The sequence below is a fragment of the Clostridium mobile genome, from assembly GCF_018918285.1.
In the GTDB taxonomy this organism is placed as follows: Bacteria; Bacillota; Clostridia; order Clostridiales; family Clostridiaceae; genus Clostridium_AW; species Clostridium_AW mobile.
The window spans coordinates 857784-873034 of record NZ_JAHLQF010000001.1 but is presented as its reverse complement, the minus strand read 5'-3'; the positions used below and the strand labels follow the sequence as shown (position 1 = coordinate 873034).

At 32.1% G+C, this 15251-nt stretch carries 14 protein-coding genes; all 14 read left to right on the top strand.

Going from position 1 to position 15251, the window contains the following annotated elements:
• The first annotated feature begins 95 nt into the window (after nucleotides 1–95).
• The 14 genes from lepA (at nucleotide 96) to yqfD (ending at nucleotide 15223) form a co-directional block, all read left to right on the top strand.
• On the top strand, nucleotides 96–1904 hold the full coding sequence (gene lepA, locus KQI86_RS04280; protein WP_216437902.1) for a translation elongation factor 4: 1809 nt from the start codon (nucleotides 96–98) through the stop codon (nucleotides 1902–1904).
• Nucleotides 1905–2733: 829 nt separating this feature from the next.
• On the top strand, nucleotides 2734–3858 hold the full coding sequence (hemW, locus tag KQI86_RS04275; RefSeq protein WP_216437901.1) for a radical SAM family heme chaperone HemW: 1125 nt from the start codon (nucleotides 2734–2736) through the stop codon (nucleotides 3856–3858).
• A 198-nt stretch (nucleotides 3859–4056) separates the two neighbouring features.
• On the top strand, nucleotides 4057–5094 hold the full coding sequence (gene hrcA / locus KQI86_RS04270; protein ID WP_216437900.1) for a heat-inducible transcriptional repressor HrcA: 1038 nt from the start codon (nucleotides 4057–4059) through the stop codon (nucleotides 5092–5094).
• A gap of 36 nt (nucleotides 5095–5130) precedes the next feature.
• Nucleotides 5131–5694: a nucleotide exchange factor GrpE gene (gene grpE, locus KQI86_RS04265; protein ID WP_216437899.1), complete on the top strand. Its 564-nt coding sequence runs from the start codon at nucleotides 5131–5133 to the stop codon at nucleotides 5692–5694.
• Nucleotides 5695–5775: 81 nt separating this feature from the next.
• Entirely contained in the window at nucleotides 5776–7629 is a 1854-nt protein-coding gene (gene dnaK / locus KQI86_RS04260) for a molecular chaperone DnaK (protein ID WP_216437898.1), read from the top strand.
• A 132-nt stretch (nucleotides 7630–7761) separates the two neighbouring features.
• Nucleotides 7762–8892 carry a molecular chaperone DnaJ gene (gene dnaJ / locus KQI86_RS04255; protein WP_216437897.1) on the top strand — a complete coding sequence of 377 codons (1131 nt, stop codon included), beginning with the start codon at nucleotides 7762–7764 and terminating at the stop codon, nucleotides 8890–8892.
• A gap of 551 nt (nucleotides 8893–9443) precedes the next feature.
• Nucleotides 9444–10388 (top strand): 50S ribosomal protein L11 methyltransferase, encoded by a 945-nt coding sequence (gene prmA / locus KQI86_RS04250; protein WP_216437896.1) that lies wholly within the window; start codon nucleotides 9444–9446, stop codon nucleotides 10386–10388.
• Between the two features lie 12 nt (nucleotides 10389–10400).
• On the top strand, nucleotides 10401–11153 hold the full coding sequence (locus tag KQI86_RS04245; protein ID WP_216437895.1) for a 16S rRNA (uracil(1498)-N(3))-methyltransferase: 753 nt from the start codon (nucleotides 10401–10403) through the stop codon (nucleotides 11151–11153).
• Complete coding sequence (mtaB, locus tag KQI86_RS04240; RefSeq protein WP_216437894.1) at nucleotides 11153–12454, top strand: tRNA (N(6)-L-threonylcarbamoyladenosine(37)-C(2))-methylthiotransferase MtaB; 1302 nt, start codon at nucleotides 11153–11155, stop codon at nucleotides 12452–12454. The genes KQI86_RS04245 and mtaB overlap by 1 nt, the downstream gene beginning before the upstream one ends.
• 64 nt (nucleotides 12455–12518) lie before the next feature.
• Nucleotides 12519–12863 carry a histidine triad nucleotide-binding protein gene (locus tag KQI86_RS04235; RefSeq protein ID WP_216437893.1) on the top strand — a complete coding sequence of 115 codons (345 nt, stop codon included), beginning with the start codon at nucleotides 12519–12521 and terminating at the stop codon, nucleotides 12861–12863.
• A gap of 137 nt (nucleotides 12864–13000) precedes the next feature.
• Nucleotides 13001–13177, top strand: coding sequence for a 30S ribosomal protein S21 (rpsU, locus tag KQI86_RS04230; protein WP_010292600.1), 177 nt, complete (start codon nucleotides 13001–13003; stop codon nucleotides 13175–13177).
• Nucleotides 13178–13199: 22 nt separating this feature from the next.
• On the top strand, nucleotides 13200–13646 hold the full coding sequence (locus KQI86_RS04225; RefSeq protein WP_216437892.1) for a GatB/YqeY domain-containing protein: 447 nt from the start codon (nucleotides 13200–13202) through the stop codon (nucleotides 13644–13646).
• A 148-nt stretch (nucleotides 13647–13794) separates the two neighbouring features.
• Nucleotides 13795–14079: a sporulation protein YqfC gene (gene yqfC / locus KQI86_RS04220; protein ID WP_216437891.1), complete on the top strand. Its 285-nt coding sequence runs from the start codon at nucleotides 13795–13797 to the stop codon at nucleotides 14077–14079.
• On the top strand, nucleotides 14063–15223 hold the full coding sequence (yqfD, locus tag KQI86_RS04215; RefSeq protein WP_246582644.1) for a sporulation protein YqfD: 1161 nt from the start codon (nucleotides 14063–14065) through the stop codon (nucleotides 15221–15223). Before yqfC ends, yqfD begins: the two co-directional genes overlap by 17 nt.
• The last annotated feature ends 28 nt before the right edge of the window (nucleotides 15224–15251 follow it).

The window sequence follows — 15251 nt, the reverse complement described above, 5'->3', positions numbered from 1 at the left end:
GGAGAGGGGGTTAGGCTATTTAAAAAATATTGACATTTCCCTAGGAATTTATGCTATAATTTAGTTTGTACTATTTTACGATGGAGGTAAAGTTAATGCAGAGCAATAGACAAAAACATATTAGGAATTTTTCAATCATAGCACATATAGATCACGGTAAATCAACGCTTGCAGATAGATTGCTTGAGACCACTGGAACACTTACAGAAAGAGAAATGGAACAACAAATATTAGACTCAATGGATTTAGAAAGAGAAAGAGGTATTACAATAAAGTCAAAGGCAGCTAGATTAATATATAAAAGAAAAGATGGGGAAGAGTATGTTTTGAATCTTATTGATACCCCAGGACACGTAGATTTTAACTACGAAGTATCTAGAAGCCTGGCAGCATGTGAAGGAGCAATACTGGTGGTAGACTCAACCCAAGGAATACAAGCGCAAACCCTTGCTAACTGTTACCTTGCATTGGATAATGACTTGGAAATAGTACCTGTAATAAATAAGATAGATCTTCCTAGTGCTAGACCAGATGAGATTAAACAGGAAATTGAAGATATTATAGGTATTGAAGCAGGAGATGCTCCAATGATTTCAGCTAAAACAGGATTAAACATAGAGGATGTTTTAGAAGCCATTGTGGAGAAAGCTCCAGCACCAGAAGGTGACGAGGAGGGGCCGTTAAAAGCCTTAATATTTGACTCCTATTATGATAGCTATAGAGGAGTAGTTTGTCATTTAAGAATTAAAGAAGGTACCGTTAAAGCTGGTACTAAAATTAAATTAATGGCTACAGGAAAAGTTTATGAGGTTGTTGAAGTTGGTGTATTCGTACCTCAATATATGAAAGTTGATGAATTAAAAGCAGGAGATGTTGGATATTTAACAGCATCAATAAAGAATGTAAGAGATGCTCGTGTAGGAGATACTATTACGGAAGCTTCTAGACCAGCAGATAAACCACTTGCAGGATATAGACCGGCAGTGCCGATGGTGTTCAGTGGTATTTATCCAGTGGATGGAGCGAAATATGAGGAATTAAAGGAGACTTTAGAAAAACTTCAACTAAACGATGCAGCATTATCCTTTGAACCTGAAACATCCATTGCCTTAGGATTTGGTTTTAGATGTGGTTTCTTAGGACTTCTTCATATGGATATAATTCAAGAGAGAATAGAAAGAGAATTTAATTTAGAAATTATTACTACAGCACCATCTGTTATATATAGAATAACTAAAACCGATGGAGAGCTTTTAGAGATTACTAACCCTACAAATCTTCCGGAGCCTTCAGAGATAGAAAGTATGGAAGAGCCTATGGTAAAATGCTCTATAATCGCTCCTTCTGATTATGTAGGTCCAATAATGGACTTAGCTCAAAATAGAAGGGGAACATTTAAAGACATGCAGTATCTAGATACAACTAGAGTATCTTTAAATTATGAAATACCTCTTAATGAAATAATCTATGATTTCTTTGATGCATTAAAATCAAGAAGTAGAGGATATGCTTCCCTAGATTATGAATTAATAGGATATAAACAGGCTGAACTAGTTAAGTTAGATATACTTTTAAATGGAGATATAGTAGATGCCCTTTCAATGATAGTGCCTCAAGAAAGAGCCTATATGAGAGGAAGATTTATGGCTGAAAAGCTTAAAGAAATTATCCCAAGACAGATGTTCGAAATTCCAATACAGGCGGCAGTAGGTGCAAAAGTAATAGCTAGAGAAACAGTTAAAGCATTGAGAAAAGACGTTTTAGCTAAGTGCTACGGCGGTGACATATCAAGAAAGAAAAAGCTTTTAGAGAAGCAAAAAGAAGGAAAGAAGAGAATGAGACAAATTGGTACTGTTGAAATACCTCAAGAGGCGTTTATGGCAGTGCTTAAGACAGAAGACTAAGGGAAAATCGCGACCTATAGAAAATTATAATTTAAAAACACATAGCTTTTCAAAATTAGAATATGATAGATTATTTTTACTGTTATAGGTTTTTACAGAGGTAATCTGTTGTACGAAATAGAGAGCTGAGTATGCAGTGAAGCCGCTCCAGAAAAAGTCGCTATTTCACTACATACTCAGCTCTTTTGATTTAAAGATATATTTCTGAAATTAAGTTATGACAAATTGTTTTTGCAATTGTAAGCTCTACAAAAGTAATTAGTTATCTAAAATGAGAACTGAGGTAAATAGTGACGTCACTTCGAGAAAAGATGTTTGTTCCACTATATATACTTGGTTCTTTTTGTAAATACTTAATTTATTGCATCAAGTGATTCTTAGCTTCAGATGGAGTTTGCTTAAAAGGAATACTTACTCCAACTGAAGCTTAGAGGAACTTATCCAGGGAGGTAGCATCCGTTATCTCTCACTTGTAGAAGATGGGAGTATTACGGATGCTAGTCATCGGATAAAACTTCAAAAATGCTGTGTAATGTGCACTATGCATTTGAGCAAAATCTAGAAATACTTAATTTATTTTATAAAAATACCGTTAAGATGCTGCACATGTTTGACCGAAGGGAGTTTGTCAGCATTAGGAAGTTTTATAAAATAAATTTTAGAAGTTCTTATTGAAGCGAGACAGCATAAAAAACATTATATAACATTTCTTATTTATTAAAATCACAAGCATTTCTTGACTTTTGTATTTTATAGTTACATTTTTACAAACAGCTAGTTAAGCCCTTTAAAAAAAGTCGCAATTTTACTATAATGTGAGGTGCACTAAATGAAAGAAATTAGTTTATACATACATATACCATTCTGCAAACAAAAGTGCCTATATTGTGATTTCCCCTCTTATGGTGGGAAAGAAGATATGATGGGAGAGTATACTAAGGCGCTGGTTAAGGAATTAGAGAGTCTTCCTTTAGATAAGAAAATAAAAACTATTTTTATAGGAGGGGGAACTCCTTCATACTTAACATTGGAAAATTTAAAAATTCTTAAAGAAGCTATAAAAGGAATAAATAAAGATAAAGATATTGAATTTACCGTTGAAATAAACCCTGGAACTATAGATGAAGAAAAGTTATCTTTGTTTAAAGAAATGGGAGTAAATCGAATAAGCATAGGATTACAAGCGTGGCAAAACAATCTTTTAAGGGAATTAGGCAGAATTCACAACTTAGAAGAATTTTTAATAACATATGAAATGTGTAGAAAATTTGATTTTAATAATATTAATATAGATGCAATGTTTGGATTGCCAAATCAAAGTATGAAAGATTGGGTTGAAACTTTAGAAAATGTAGTTAAGTTAAATCCAGAGAATATATCCTGTTATAGTTTAATAATTGAAGAAGGTACTCCTTTTTATAATAAGTATGAAAAAGGAACGTTAATATTACCTGATGAGGATACAGAAAGAGAGATGTATTCTTATTGTATAAATTTTTTAGAAAAGAATGGGTATAAGCAATATGAAATTTCAAATTTTGCTAAGGTAGATAAAGAGTGTAGACATAACTTGGTGTATTGGAACTTGTCAGAATACATAGGGATTGGAGTTGGAGCTCATTCTTATATAGAAGGATTAAGATATAGACATACAGAAAATATTTCCGAGTATATAGAAAAGGTAAATAAGGGAAATAATATTAATCTAGACATATATGAAAATACTATAAAAGATGAAATTGAAGAATTTATGTTTATGGGATTAAGAAAAAGGGAAGGAATAAGCATAGAAGAATTTAATAAAAGATTTAAAAGGGATATATATGAGGTTTATGGGGAAATATTAAATAAATATTTACAATTAGGTCTGCTAATTGAAGAGGATGGATATATTTTCTTGTCAATCAAAGGGATTCAGGTGTCTAATAGTATAATGTGTGAATTCATATTATAATATGGAATAAAGAAATTAGGAGATAAATATAGATTTTATGAGAAAATAGGTTAAATTGTGGTTAAAATACTGTAATAGGATAAAATACAAGTATATTAAATAATAATGACATTTGACAAATCTTAAAGAGAATGATATTTTTTAATCATAGCAATTAGCACTCGTTGATGATGAGTGCTAATAAAGCGAGGTGATTTTATGGAAATGGATGAAAGAAAAATAAAAATACTTCAGGCTATTATCAATGATTACATCAATACAGCTGAGCCTGTTGGGTCCAGGACCATAGCTAAAAAGTATGATTTAGGGATTAGTTCTGCAACCATAAGAAATGAGATGGCGGATTTAGAAGAAATGGGCTATTTAGAACAACTTCATAGTTCCTCAGGAAGAAAGCCTTCCGATAAGGGATACAGATTATATGTAGATAAACTTATGAGGGTTCAAAGAGTATCCCAAGAGGAGTTAAATATTATTAGGGCCCATATGATAAATTCAGCTCTATATGAGATGGATAAAATGATTAAACAGGCTACAACTATTCTTGCGGAGTTGACAGGGCTTACCTCTATAGTTAGATCACCATCAGTAAAGAAGAGCTCACTTAAATCAATACAATTAATTAATATTGATGGTAATAGCATACTATCCGTTATTATTACGGATGCAGGAATTATAAAAAATAACATAATTCGAATGAAAAAGCCTGTGGATACTGAAGTACTAGTTAAACTAAGTAATCTCTTAAATATAAGGCTAGTTGACTTGAATATAGAAGAGATTCACTTAGAGGTAATAAATAATTTAAAAGATGACCTTAAAGGGTATGATGACATTTTTAATGCTATAATACCTGCTCTTTACGAGAGCTTAAATAGTATAGATAAATCTGAAATATACATGGAGGGAAGTACTAATATATTTAACTTTCCAGAGTATAATGATATTCAGAGAGCTAAGAATTTTTTGTCTTTAATAGATAATAAAGATAAAATAAAATTTCTTATAAATAATAGCGATAGTATATCTGTAAAAATAGGTGAAGAAAATTATTTAGAAGATGCTAGGGATTGTACAGTAATATCTGCAGTATATAGGCTCAAGAATAGACCATTAGGTACTATCGGTGTTATTGGTCCAACTAGGATGCCATATTCAAAGGTAATATCTATATTAGGTGAAATAGTGACAGAAATAAATAGCATAATAAATGAAGAAAATATAGATAATCCATAAAGGGGCTAAAGAATAATTGATTGGAGGAAAGGGTCAATGGAGAGGGAATTAAACGTAAATGAAGAAGCTAACTTAGAGGAGGAGACTCCAGTCCAAGCGGAAGTAAGTGAAGATAAAGAGTTTGAGGATATTGTAAATGAAGAAGATGAAACAATAAGACTTAAAGATGAGAATGAAAAGCTTAAAAATGAATTAGATACTATAAAAGATAGACTTCTTAGAACTGCGTCAGAATACGAAAACTATAGAAAAAGAACAGCTAAGGAAAAAGAAGGAATTTATTCCGATGCTTGTGAAGATGTATTGAAAGAAATGCTTCCTGTCTTAGATAATTTGGAAAGAGCTATGGCAGCTGATGGCAGTTTAGAAGATTTAAAAAAAGGAATTGAAATGACTTTAAAGCAATTTAAAGATTCAATCGATAAATTGGGAGTGGAAGAAATATCTACTCAAGATGGATTTGATCCAAACTTTCATGAAGCTGTAATGCATGTACAAGACGAAAGTTTTGGAGAAAATCAAGTAGTAGAAGTATTTTTAAAGGGTTACAAAAGAGGAGAAAAAGTAATAAGATATACAATGGTTAAAGTTGCTAATTAAATTATTATAGAAAATTTCTATAGATTAAATATTAATTATATGAAAATTAAATGAAGTTAACCATAAGGAGGTAGTTTTATAATGGCAAAAGTAATCGGTATCGACTTAGGTACTACAAATTCATGTGTATCAGTTATGGAAGGTGGAGAACCAGTAGTTATTACAAACGCAGAAGGAGCAAGAACAACACCATCTGTTGTATCCTTCCAGGCAAATGGAGAAAGACTTGTAGGTCAGGTAGCAAAAAGACAGGCTATAACAAATCCAGATAAAACAATAATGTCAATAAAGAGACATATGGGAACAGACCATAAAGAAAATATAGATGGAAAAGAGTATTCACCACAAGAAATATCAGCAATGATACTTCAAAAGCTTAAAGCAGATGCTGAAGCTTATCTTGGAGAAACAATTAATCAAGCAGTTATAACAGTTCCTGCATATTTTAATGACAGCCAAAGACAGGCAACTAAGGATGCAGGAAAAATAGCTGGACTTGAAGTATTAAGAATAATCAACGAACCAACAGCAGCAGCGCTAGCTTATGGTTTAGATAAAATGGATACAAACCAGAAAATATTTGTATATGACCTAGGTGGAGGTACTTTCGACGTATCTATACTTGAATTAGGAGATGGAGTATTCGAAGTTAAATCTACAAATGGTAACACAAAACTTGGTGGAGACGACTTTGACCAAAAATTAATAGATTATATTGCAGATACTTTCAAAGCTGATTCTGGTATTGAACTAAGAAATGACAAAATGGCATTACAAAGATTAAAAGAAGCAGCTGAAAAAGCTAAAATTGAATTATCATCATCAATGCAAACTAGCATAAACTTACCATTTATTACAGCAGATGCTACAGGCCCAAAACATATAGATATGAGCCTAACTAGAGCTAAATTTAATGAGTTAACTCATGATTTAGTTGAAGCTACAATTGAACCAATGAAAAAGGCATTAAAAGATGCTGGACTTTCAATAAATGAAGTAGATAAAGTTATATTAGTTGGTGGTTCAACAAGAATTCCAGCAGTTCAAGAAGCTGTTAAGAACTTTACTGGAAAAGAACCATCAAAGGGTGTTAACCCAGATGAATGCGTTGCAATGGGTGCAGCAGTTCAAGCAGGTGTATTAACAGGAGACGTTAAAGACGTACTACTTCTTGACGTAACACCATTAACTCTAGGAATTGAAACTTATGGAGAAGTTGCAACTCCATTAATAACAAGAAATACTACAATACCAACAAGAAAGAGTCAGGTTTTCTCAACAGCAGCAGATGGTCAGACTTCCGTTGAAATTCATGTAGTTCAAGGGGAAAGACCTATGGCTGGAGATAATAAGACATTAGGAAGATTTACTCTATCAGGAATAGCACCAGCTCCAAGAGGAATTCCACAGATAGAAGTAACTTTTGATATAGATGCTAATGGTATAGTAAATGTTTCAGCTAAAGATAAGGGAACTGGAAAAGAAGCTAACATTACAATAACAGCATCAACTAATTTAAGTGATGACGAAATAGAAAAGGCAGTAAATGATGCTAAGAAATTCGAAGAACAAGATAAGAAGAGAAAAGACGCTATAGAAACTAAAAACAATGCTGATCAAATAGTATATCAAAGTGAAAAAGCTCTTAAAGATCTAGGAGATAAAGTATCAGCAGAAGATAAAGCTACTATAGAAGATAAAATAAAAGCTGTAAATGAAGTTAAAGATGGAGAAGATTTAGAAGCTATAAAGAAAGCTACTGAAGATTTAACTCAAGCATTCTATGCAATTTCATCTAAGATGTACCAAGATCCTGCAGGTCAACCAGGAGCAGAAGGCTTTGATCCAAGCAACATGGGAGGAGCTAACCCAGGTGGAGCACCAGAAGATGACAATGTAGTAGATGCTGAATATAAAGTTGAAGACGATAAATAATTATCATTAAAAAGTTAAGGGAGGAGTAAATGCTCATCCCTTAATTTTAATGAGAATAAATAAATTGAGTTAATAAACTATAAATTATCAATATCCATTAGAAAAGTGGACTTTAATAAAGAGGTGAAAAGGATGGCAAAAAAAGACTATTATGAAATACTTGGACTTCAAAAAGGTGCAAGTGATGATGAAATAAAAAAGGCATTTAGAAAGCTTGCGATACAATACCATCCAGACAAAAATCAAGGAAACAAAGAAGCGGAAGAAAAGTTTAAAGAAATCAATGAAGCTTATCAGGTATTATCAGACCCTCAAAAGAAAGCCCAATATGATCAGTTTGGAACGGCAGATTTCCAAGGATTTGAAGGTGGCTTTGGAGGAGGATTTGATTTTTCGGACTTAGGTGGTTTTGGAGATATATTTGAGTCCTTCTTTGGAGGTTTTGGTGGTGGTGGCCGAAGAAGAAACGGTCCACAAAAGGGTGAAGACGTAGAGTATACTATTAATCTAACTTTTGAAGAAGCTGTATTTGGAGTGGAAAAAGATATTAACTTAACTAGAAGTGAGACATGTCATAAATGTTCTGGCTCAGGTGCTAAGGAAGGTACTCAACCTAAGACTTGTCCAAAATGTGGAGGATCAGGTCAGGTTAAGGTTCAAAGAAATACTCCATTAGGTAGCTTTGTAAGCGTAGGCACTTGTGATACCTGCGGAGGTAAAGGAAATGTAGTTTCAGACCCATGTTCAGAGTGTAGGGGTAAGGGAACTGTAAGAAGACAAAAGAAGATAAAGGTTAACGTTCCAGCAGGCGTAGATAATGGAAACATAATTCCTATTAGAGGACAAGGAGAAGCTGGATCAAATGGAGGACCTTCTGGGGATTTATATGTAAATGTAAGAGTAGCCCCTCATTCAGTATTTAAAAGAAAAGGATATAATATTTATGTAGATACACATATCAGCTTTTCGAAGGCTACCCTTGGATCAGAATTAACGGTTGGAACTGTAGATGGGGACGTTAAATATACCGTACCACCAGGAACTCAACCAGGAGCTGTATTTAGATTGAAGGGAAAAGGTGTTCCTTTTGTTAATGGAAAAGGAAGAGGAGATCAATATGTAAATATTATAGTTGATATACCAAAGAGTTTAAATCAAAAGCAAAAAGAAGCACTATTTGCGTACATGGAAGCTAGTGGTGAGTTAGAAGAAGAAGAAGGAAGAGAAGGCTTCTTCGACAAAATTAAAAAGAACTTTAAATGAACTCTGTTCCGTGGAAAATTATAATTTTAAGACACATAGATTTTCAGAATTAAAGTACGACAAATTGGTTTTACAATTATAAGCTTTTATAAAAACAATTAGGGGCTCAAAAGTATAGAGCTAAGCAGGTAGTGAAGCCGCTCCAATAAAAAGTCGCTATTTCACCACCTACTTAGCTCTTTTATGTTGTACAACTTATATTTTTACAGTTATAAGTTTCTACAGAGATAATTTGTTGTACAAAATAGAGAGATAAGTACGTAATGAAGCCGCTCCGGAAAAAGTCGCTATTTCACTACATACTTATCTCTTTTGTATTATACATATTGTAAATACTTACTTATTGCAGTGAAGGTTACAGAAACATTGCATAGCATTTTGGATTTGTCGTAACTTAATCAAGCTTATAAACTTTAAGAGTTTTGGCGCAGTTTTTTTATTGATTGCTTTAAAAGAAATAGGTTATAATGTATAATTGAAAAACAGGTATATGCTTTAAAAGGAGGTGGACTTTGTTGGGAATATAAAATTATTCTCAATAAGGATTATATATGAGTAATGAAAAAGATTGGTTAGAGGTAACGATAATTACAAGCAGCGAAGCGGTGGAAGCTGTTTCAGCTATACTTTACAATACTGGGGTAAAGGGAGTTTCTATTGAAGATCCAGAAGATATCGAGTTTAAAAAGAAGAACCCAGGTGATTGGGACTATTTTGATGAGGATCTTTTACAAGTTAAAGAAGGGGCAATTATAAAGGGATACTTTAAAGAAGATGAAAACTTTGAAGAATATTTTAAATACATAAAAGAAAGTATAAACAATTTAGATGAGCACGGAATAGATAAAGGTAAAGGCGAGGTATTTGTAACTAAGGTTAATGAAGAAGACTGGGAAAATAATTGGAAAAAGTACTATAAGCCAACTAAAATAGGGGAAAGAATTATAGTAAGACCAATATGGGAAGACTATAAAAGTGAAGAAGGAGAAATAGTAATAGATTTAGATCCAGGCATGGCTTTTGGAACGGGAACTCATGAAACCACTAGAATGTGTATTAAAGCTTTAGAAAAGTATGTTAATCCTAATTCTACTGTGTTTGATATAGGCACTGGCTCTGGAATACTAGCTATAGGAGCGGCAAAATTAGGAGCGAAAAAGGTTATTGGAGTGGATTTAGATCCTGTAGCCGTTACATCAGCAAAAGAAAATGTAGGTTTTAATAAATTAGATAACATAGAAATACGCTATGGAAATCTTATGGATGTAGTTAAAGGTAAGGCAGATATTGTAGTTGCCAACATAATAGCTGATATAATAATATTACTTGCTGATGATGTTAAAACCTTTATGGAACAGGGAGCATGCTTTATATCTTCTGGTATAATAAAAGAAAGAAAAGATGACGTAATAAAAAAACTAGAGGAATGCGGATTAGAAATAGTAGAAGTAAACACTGATGGAGAATGGGTTTGTATAGTATCAAAACTAAATTAAGGAGTGTAAAGAGTGCATAAGTTTTTTGTCCCACAAAATTTTATTAGAGATAATGAAGCTATAATAGAGGGAGAAGATGTAAAACATATATATAAGGTTTTAAGGTTGGCTCCAGGAGAAGAGGTTACTATAAATAATTGTAATGGAGAAGAATTTTTAGGAGTTATAAAGGATGTAAATAAAAAAGAAGTAACAGTGGAACTAAAAGAAAAACTTCTAATAAATAATGAGAGTGCAATACAGATATATCTATTTCAAGGTTTACCTAAGTCTTCTAAAATGGACTTAATTGTTCAAAAGAATTGTGAGCTTGGAGTAAGAGAAATTACACCAATAGTTACGGAAAGAGTTATAGTTAAAAATGAGATTGGTGAATATAAGAAGCTAGATAGATGGGCTAGAATCGCTTTAGAGGCCAGCAAGCAATCTAAAAGAACTCTAATACCAAAGATTAATCCACCAATAGAATTTAAGGAACTTTTTGAAGAGCTAAGGAAAATGGATTTAGTAATAGTACCTTATGAAAATGAAGAGGGATTTGGAATAAAAAACGTAGTAAATACATTAAGAGATAAGTCTATAGAAAAAGTAGGAATTGTAATAGGGCCTGAAGGCGGTTTTGAAGAAAAAGAAATATGTGATTTAAAGAGTTTAGGAGCGCATATAGTAACTCTAGGTCCAAGAATATTACGAACAGAAACAGCTGGTTTTGTCTGCACATCTCTTATAATGTATGAATTAGGAGATTTAGGAGGAAAATTATAATGAAAGTTGCTTTTACTACTCTTGGTTGTAGAGTTAATCAATATGAAACAGAAGCCATGGCAGAGAAGTTTATAAAGGCAGGGTACGAAGTAGTAGATTTTGAAAAGTATTCAGATGTATATGTTATAAATACATGTACAGTTACTAATATGGGCGATAAGAAATCTAGACAAATGATAGGAAGAGCTAGAAGAAATAATGAAACAGGAGTAATTGCGGTAGTTGGATGCTATTCACAGATAGCACCAGAAGCAGTATCTCAAATTTCAGGAGTAGATGTAGTAGTTGGAACTAGAAACAAGGGTGATATTGTACATTTAGTTCAAAAGTTTATGAATGAAAATAAGCAAATCATTCAAGTTGGAGATGTACTTAAAAACAATGTTTTTGAAGAACTAAATATTGAACAATATAGAGATAGAACTAGAGCTTTTTTAAAGATACAAGACGGATGTAATAGCTTTTGTTCCTATTGTGCTATTCCTTATGCAAGGGGCGCTGTTTGCTCAAAATCACCTGATAAAATAATTGAAGAAGTTAAAAATTTAGCTTCTCATGGATTTAAAGAAATAATACTTTCAGGTATACAAATTTCCTCCTATGGTGCTGATCTTGATGGAGATTGGGACTTATTAAAAATATTAGAGGAAATAGATGAGATAGATGGAATAGAAAGAATTAGAATAGGATCAATAAGCCCTAGGTTCTTTACAGAAGATAGAATGAGTAGAATATGGAGATTGAAAAAATTATGTCCTCATTTTCACCTATCTCTTCAAAGTGGATGCAATATCACGCTAAAGAGAATGAATAGACATTATACAACGGAAGAATACAGATGGGTTGTAGAGGAGTTAAGAAAAAATATAAAAGATGTTTCAATTACCACAGATATAATTGTAGGTTTTCCAGGAGAAACAGAAGAAGAATTTGAATGTACTTATGAATTTTTGAAAGATATAAAGCTTTCTAAGATGCATATATTTAAGTATAGCCCAAGAGAGGGAACAAAGGCTTCTGTTATGGAGAATCAAATAGATGGAAATATTAAAGAAGAAAGAAGCAATAGACTTATAGAATTAAATAAAGAAAATGAAAAAGCTTTTATGGAAAAGTTTATACACAGAAACTTTGAAGTTTTATATGAGGAAAAGTCTAAAAGAAATAGCAATTCCCATGAGGGATATACTCCAAATTATATAAAGGTAATTTGTGAAGGGGATAAAATAACAGAAGGATGTATCTTCAACACTGAAATAGTAGAAGTAAAAGAAGAACATTGTGTTGGAAAGCTGATATAATATATAGTAAGGAAAATAATATTATATAAAATATATTATTTAATTGGCTTGGGGAGGTGAAATTATGGATAATTGTATATTTTGTAAAATAATAAAAGGAGAAATACCTTGTAAAAAAGTATATGAAGATGAGCTTATTTTAGCCTTTGAAGATATAAATCCAGAAGCACCAGTTCATGTGCTTATAATTCCTAAAAAACATATAGACAGTTTAGATAGTTTAGAGGAAGAAGATAAAGATATACTTTCGCATATTTTTATTAAAGCAAAGGATTTAGCGAGAGAATTGGGAATAGCAGAAGATGGATATAGAGTTGTAAATAATTGTGGTATAAATGGAGGGCAAACAGTTTTACATATGCACTTTCATATACTAGGTGGAAGGAATCTTCAATGGCCACCAGGGTAAAATATAAAAAGTAAAACAATTAATGAAATTGTTGACAGGTAATACTTTTCTATTATATAATAAGCTATGTGCTATGTCACCCATATTGCCTGTTTAATTTATGAAGTAAATTGAGCTAGCGGAGGGAGGGAGAACAAATGTCAGAAATCAAAGTTGGAGAAAACGAATCACTAGAAAACGCATTAAGAAGATTTAAGAAAAAATGTGCTAGAGCTGGTGTTCTTTCAGAAGTAAGAAAAAGAGAACACTATGAAAAACCAAGTGTTAAGAGAAAGAAAAAATCAGAAGCAGCAAGAAAGAGAAAGTTCAAATAAATTTTGAAAGAAGGTACTGAATATGGCCCTTAAAGAAAGATTGCAAGAAGACTGGAAGCAAGCTTTAAAGGCAAAAGAAAAGTTTAAAGCTAATACTATTAGTACAGCCAAAGCAGCTATATTATTAGTAGAAAAAACTGATGGAAGAAAACTTGATGACGAAGAGATCATTGAAGTTTTGGCTAAGGAAGTAAAGCAAAGACGTGAAGCTATCCTTGAGTTTAAAAAAGGAAACAGACAAGATTTGGTAGAAGAATCAGAAGAAGAAATAAAAATCTTGTTAAGTTACCTTCCTCAGCAATTAACAGAGGATGAAGTAGTTGAGATTGTCCGTCAGGCAATAGAGGAATCAGGGGCAATTAGCATGAAAGATATGGGAAAAGTAATGGCTGTAATCGTACCAAAAACAAAAGGTAGAGCAGATGGTAAGCTTGTTAGCGAAATAGTTAAGAAAAGTTTAAATAAATAAAAAAAGGACTAATATGGTCCTTTTTTATTTATTTAAACTTTTTTTATTTTAGAATGAAGAATAGCTCTAGGATTTTCTCAATGCTTTTGTCATTTTATTAAAAGGAAATTCATAAATTAGTATGAAAGTACTTTTAAAAGGTGGAAAAATGGAAAATAAAATTAATACAGTGAAAAGCAATGTGATTGACAAGTTAGATTTACCAAGAGATGTAGTATTAGATTTACCGAAGATAGCTATTACAGGAAATAATGAAATTATAATTGAAAATCACAAAGGTATAATTATTTTTGATGAAAGACAAGTTAAAATAAATACCAGGGTAGGGTTAGTTAATATATATGGAGAAGGATTGGAAATACTTTTCTTAGGAGGAAGCACCATAAGCTTAAAAGGCAAATTTAGGTCTGTGGTGTATGAAGAAGTTGAGTAAGGTGAATTTAAATAAGTATGAGAGAAGTATTATTACCCTGGAAATACAATCTCTTATGCCAGAAAAGTTCTTAAATCTTCTTTGGAGCAATGCTATAGAAGTCAAAAATATAAGAAAAAAAGATATGAGTACATTTACTCTAGAAATTAGTTTAAAGGATTATAGAAAGATAGAGGGAATATCTAAAAAAACTGAAAGTAAAATTAAAGTAATTGGAAGAAAAGGAATGGCATTTTTTGCATTTAGGATGAGGAAGAGAAAGGCTCTAATTGCAGGAGCATTCGTTTTTGCGGCTATAATATATATTCTTTCTACATATATCTGGAGAATTGACATAGAAGCAGGGAACACTTTATCACCCTATGAAATAAGAAGAGAATTGATATCCTATGGAGTTAAAGAAGGGGTTAGAAAAAAAGATTTAAATGTATTATCGGTAGAAGAAAAATTGATTAAAAACAATGAAAATATCATGTGGGTAAGGGTTAGAATAGAGGGGTCTATATTAAAAGTTAAAGCTTTAGAAAGACAAAGTCCGCCTAAATTTGTCCAGGATGATGAGCCCTGCAATTTAGTAGCTAAGAAAGATGGAGAAGTAGTAAGAGTATTTACAACAGCAGGCACAGCAGTTGTTAAAAAAGGCGATATTGTTAAAAAAGGAGAATTGCTTGTTAAAGGAGAGCAAGGAAAAGAAGGCAGTATTTACGAGGTTCATGCAAATGGCGAGGTGGTTGCGAGAACCTTCTATGAAGAAACAAAAAAAGTTAAGAGTAGCGAAGTTAGAAGAGAAAGAACGGGGGAAAAAAGTGAAAACATTTATATTGAAATTGGAAAAAAGAAGTTGTTTTTAAAAAAATCTATGAATAATTTTGACAAGTATGATAAAATAGAACATAATAAAGGCCCACTAGTATTTCAAAGCTTTTTTGAAGTCAATGAAAAGACTCATAAATTGGATAAAAAAACTCTTATTGAACAAACTGCCGAAGAATTATTTAATGATATTAAAGTTAAATTTGATAAAAGCATTTCTATAGTGGATAAAATAGTAGATCATACTGAAGAGGATGGCGATATCGTCGTAAGAGTATTAGTGATTGCTGAGGAAAATATAGCACTTCCAGAAAAAATTGAAATTGAGTAACACAGGTTATTGTGATAAAAAGGAAGGT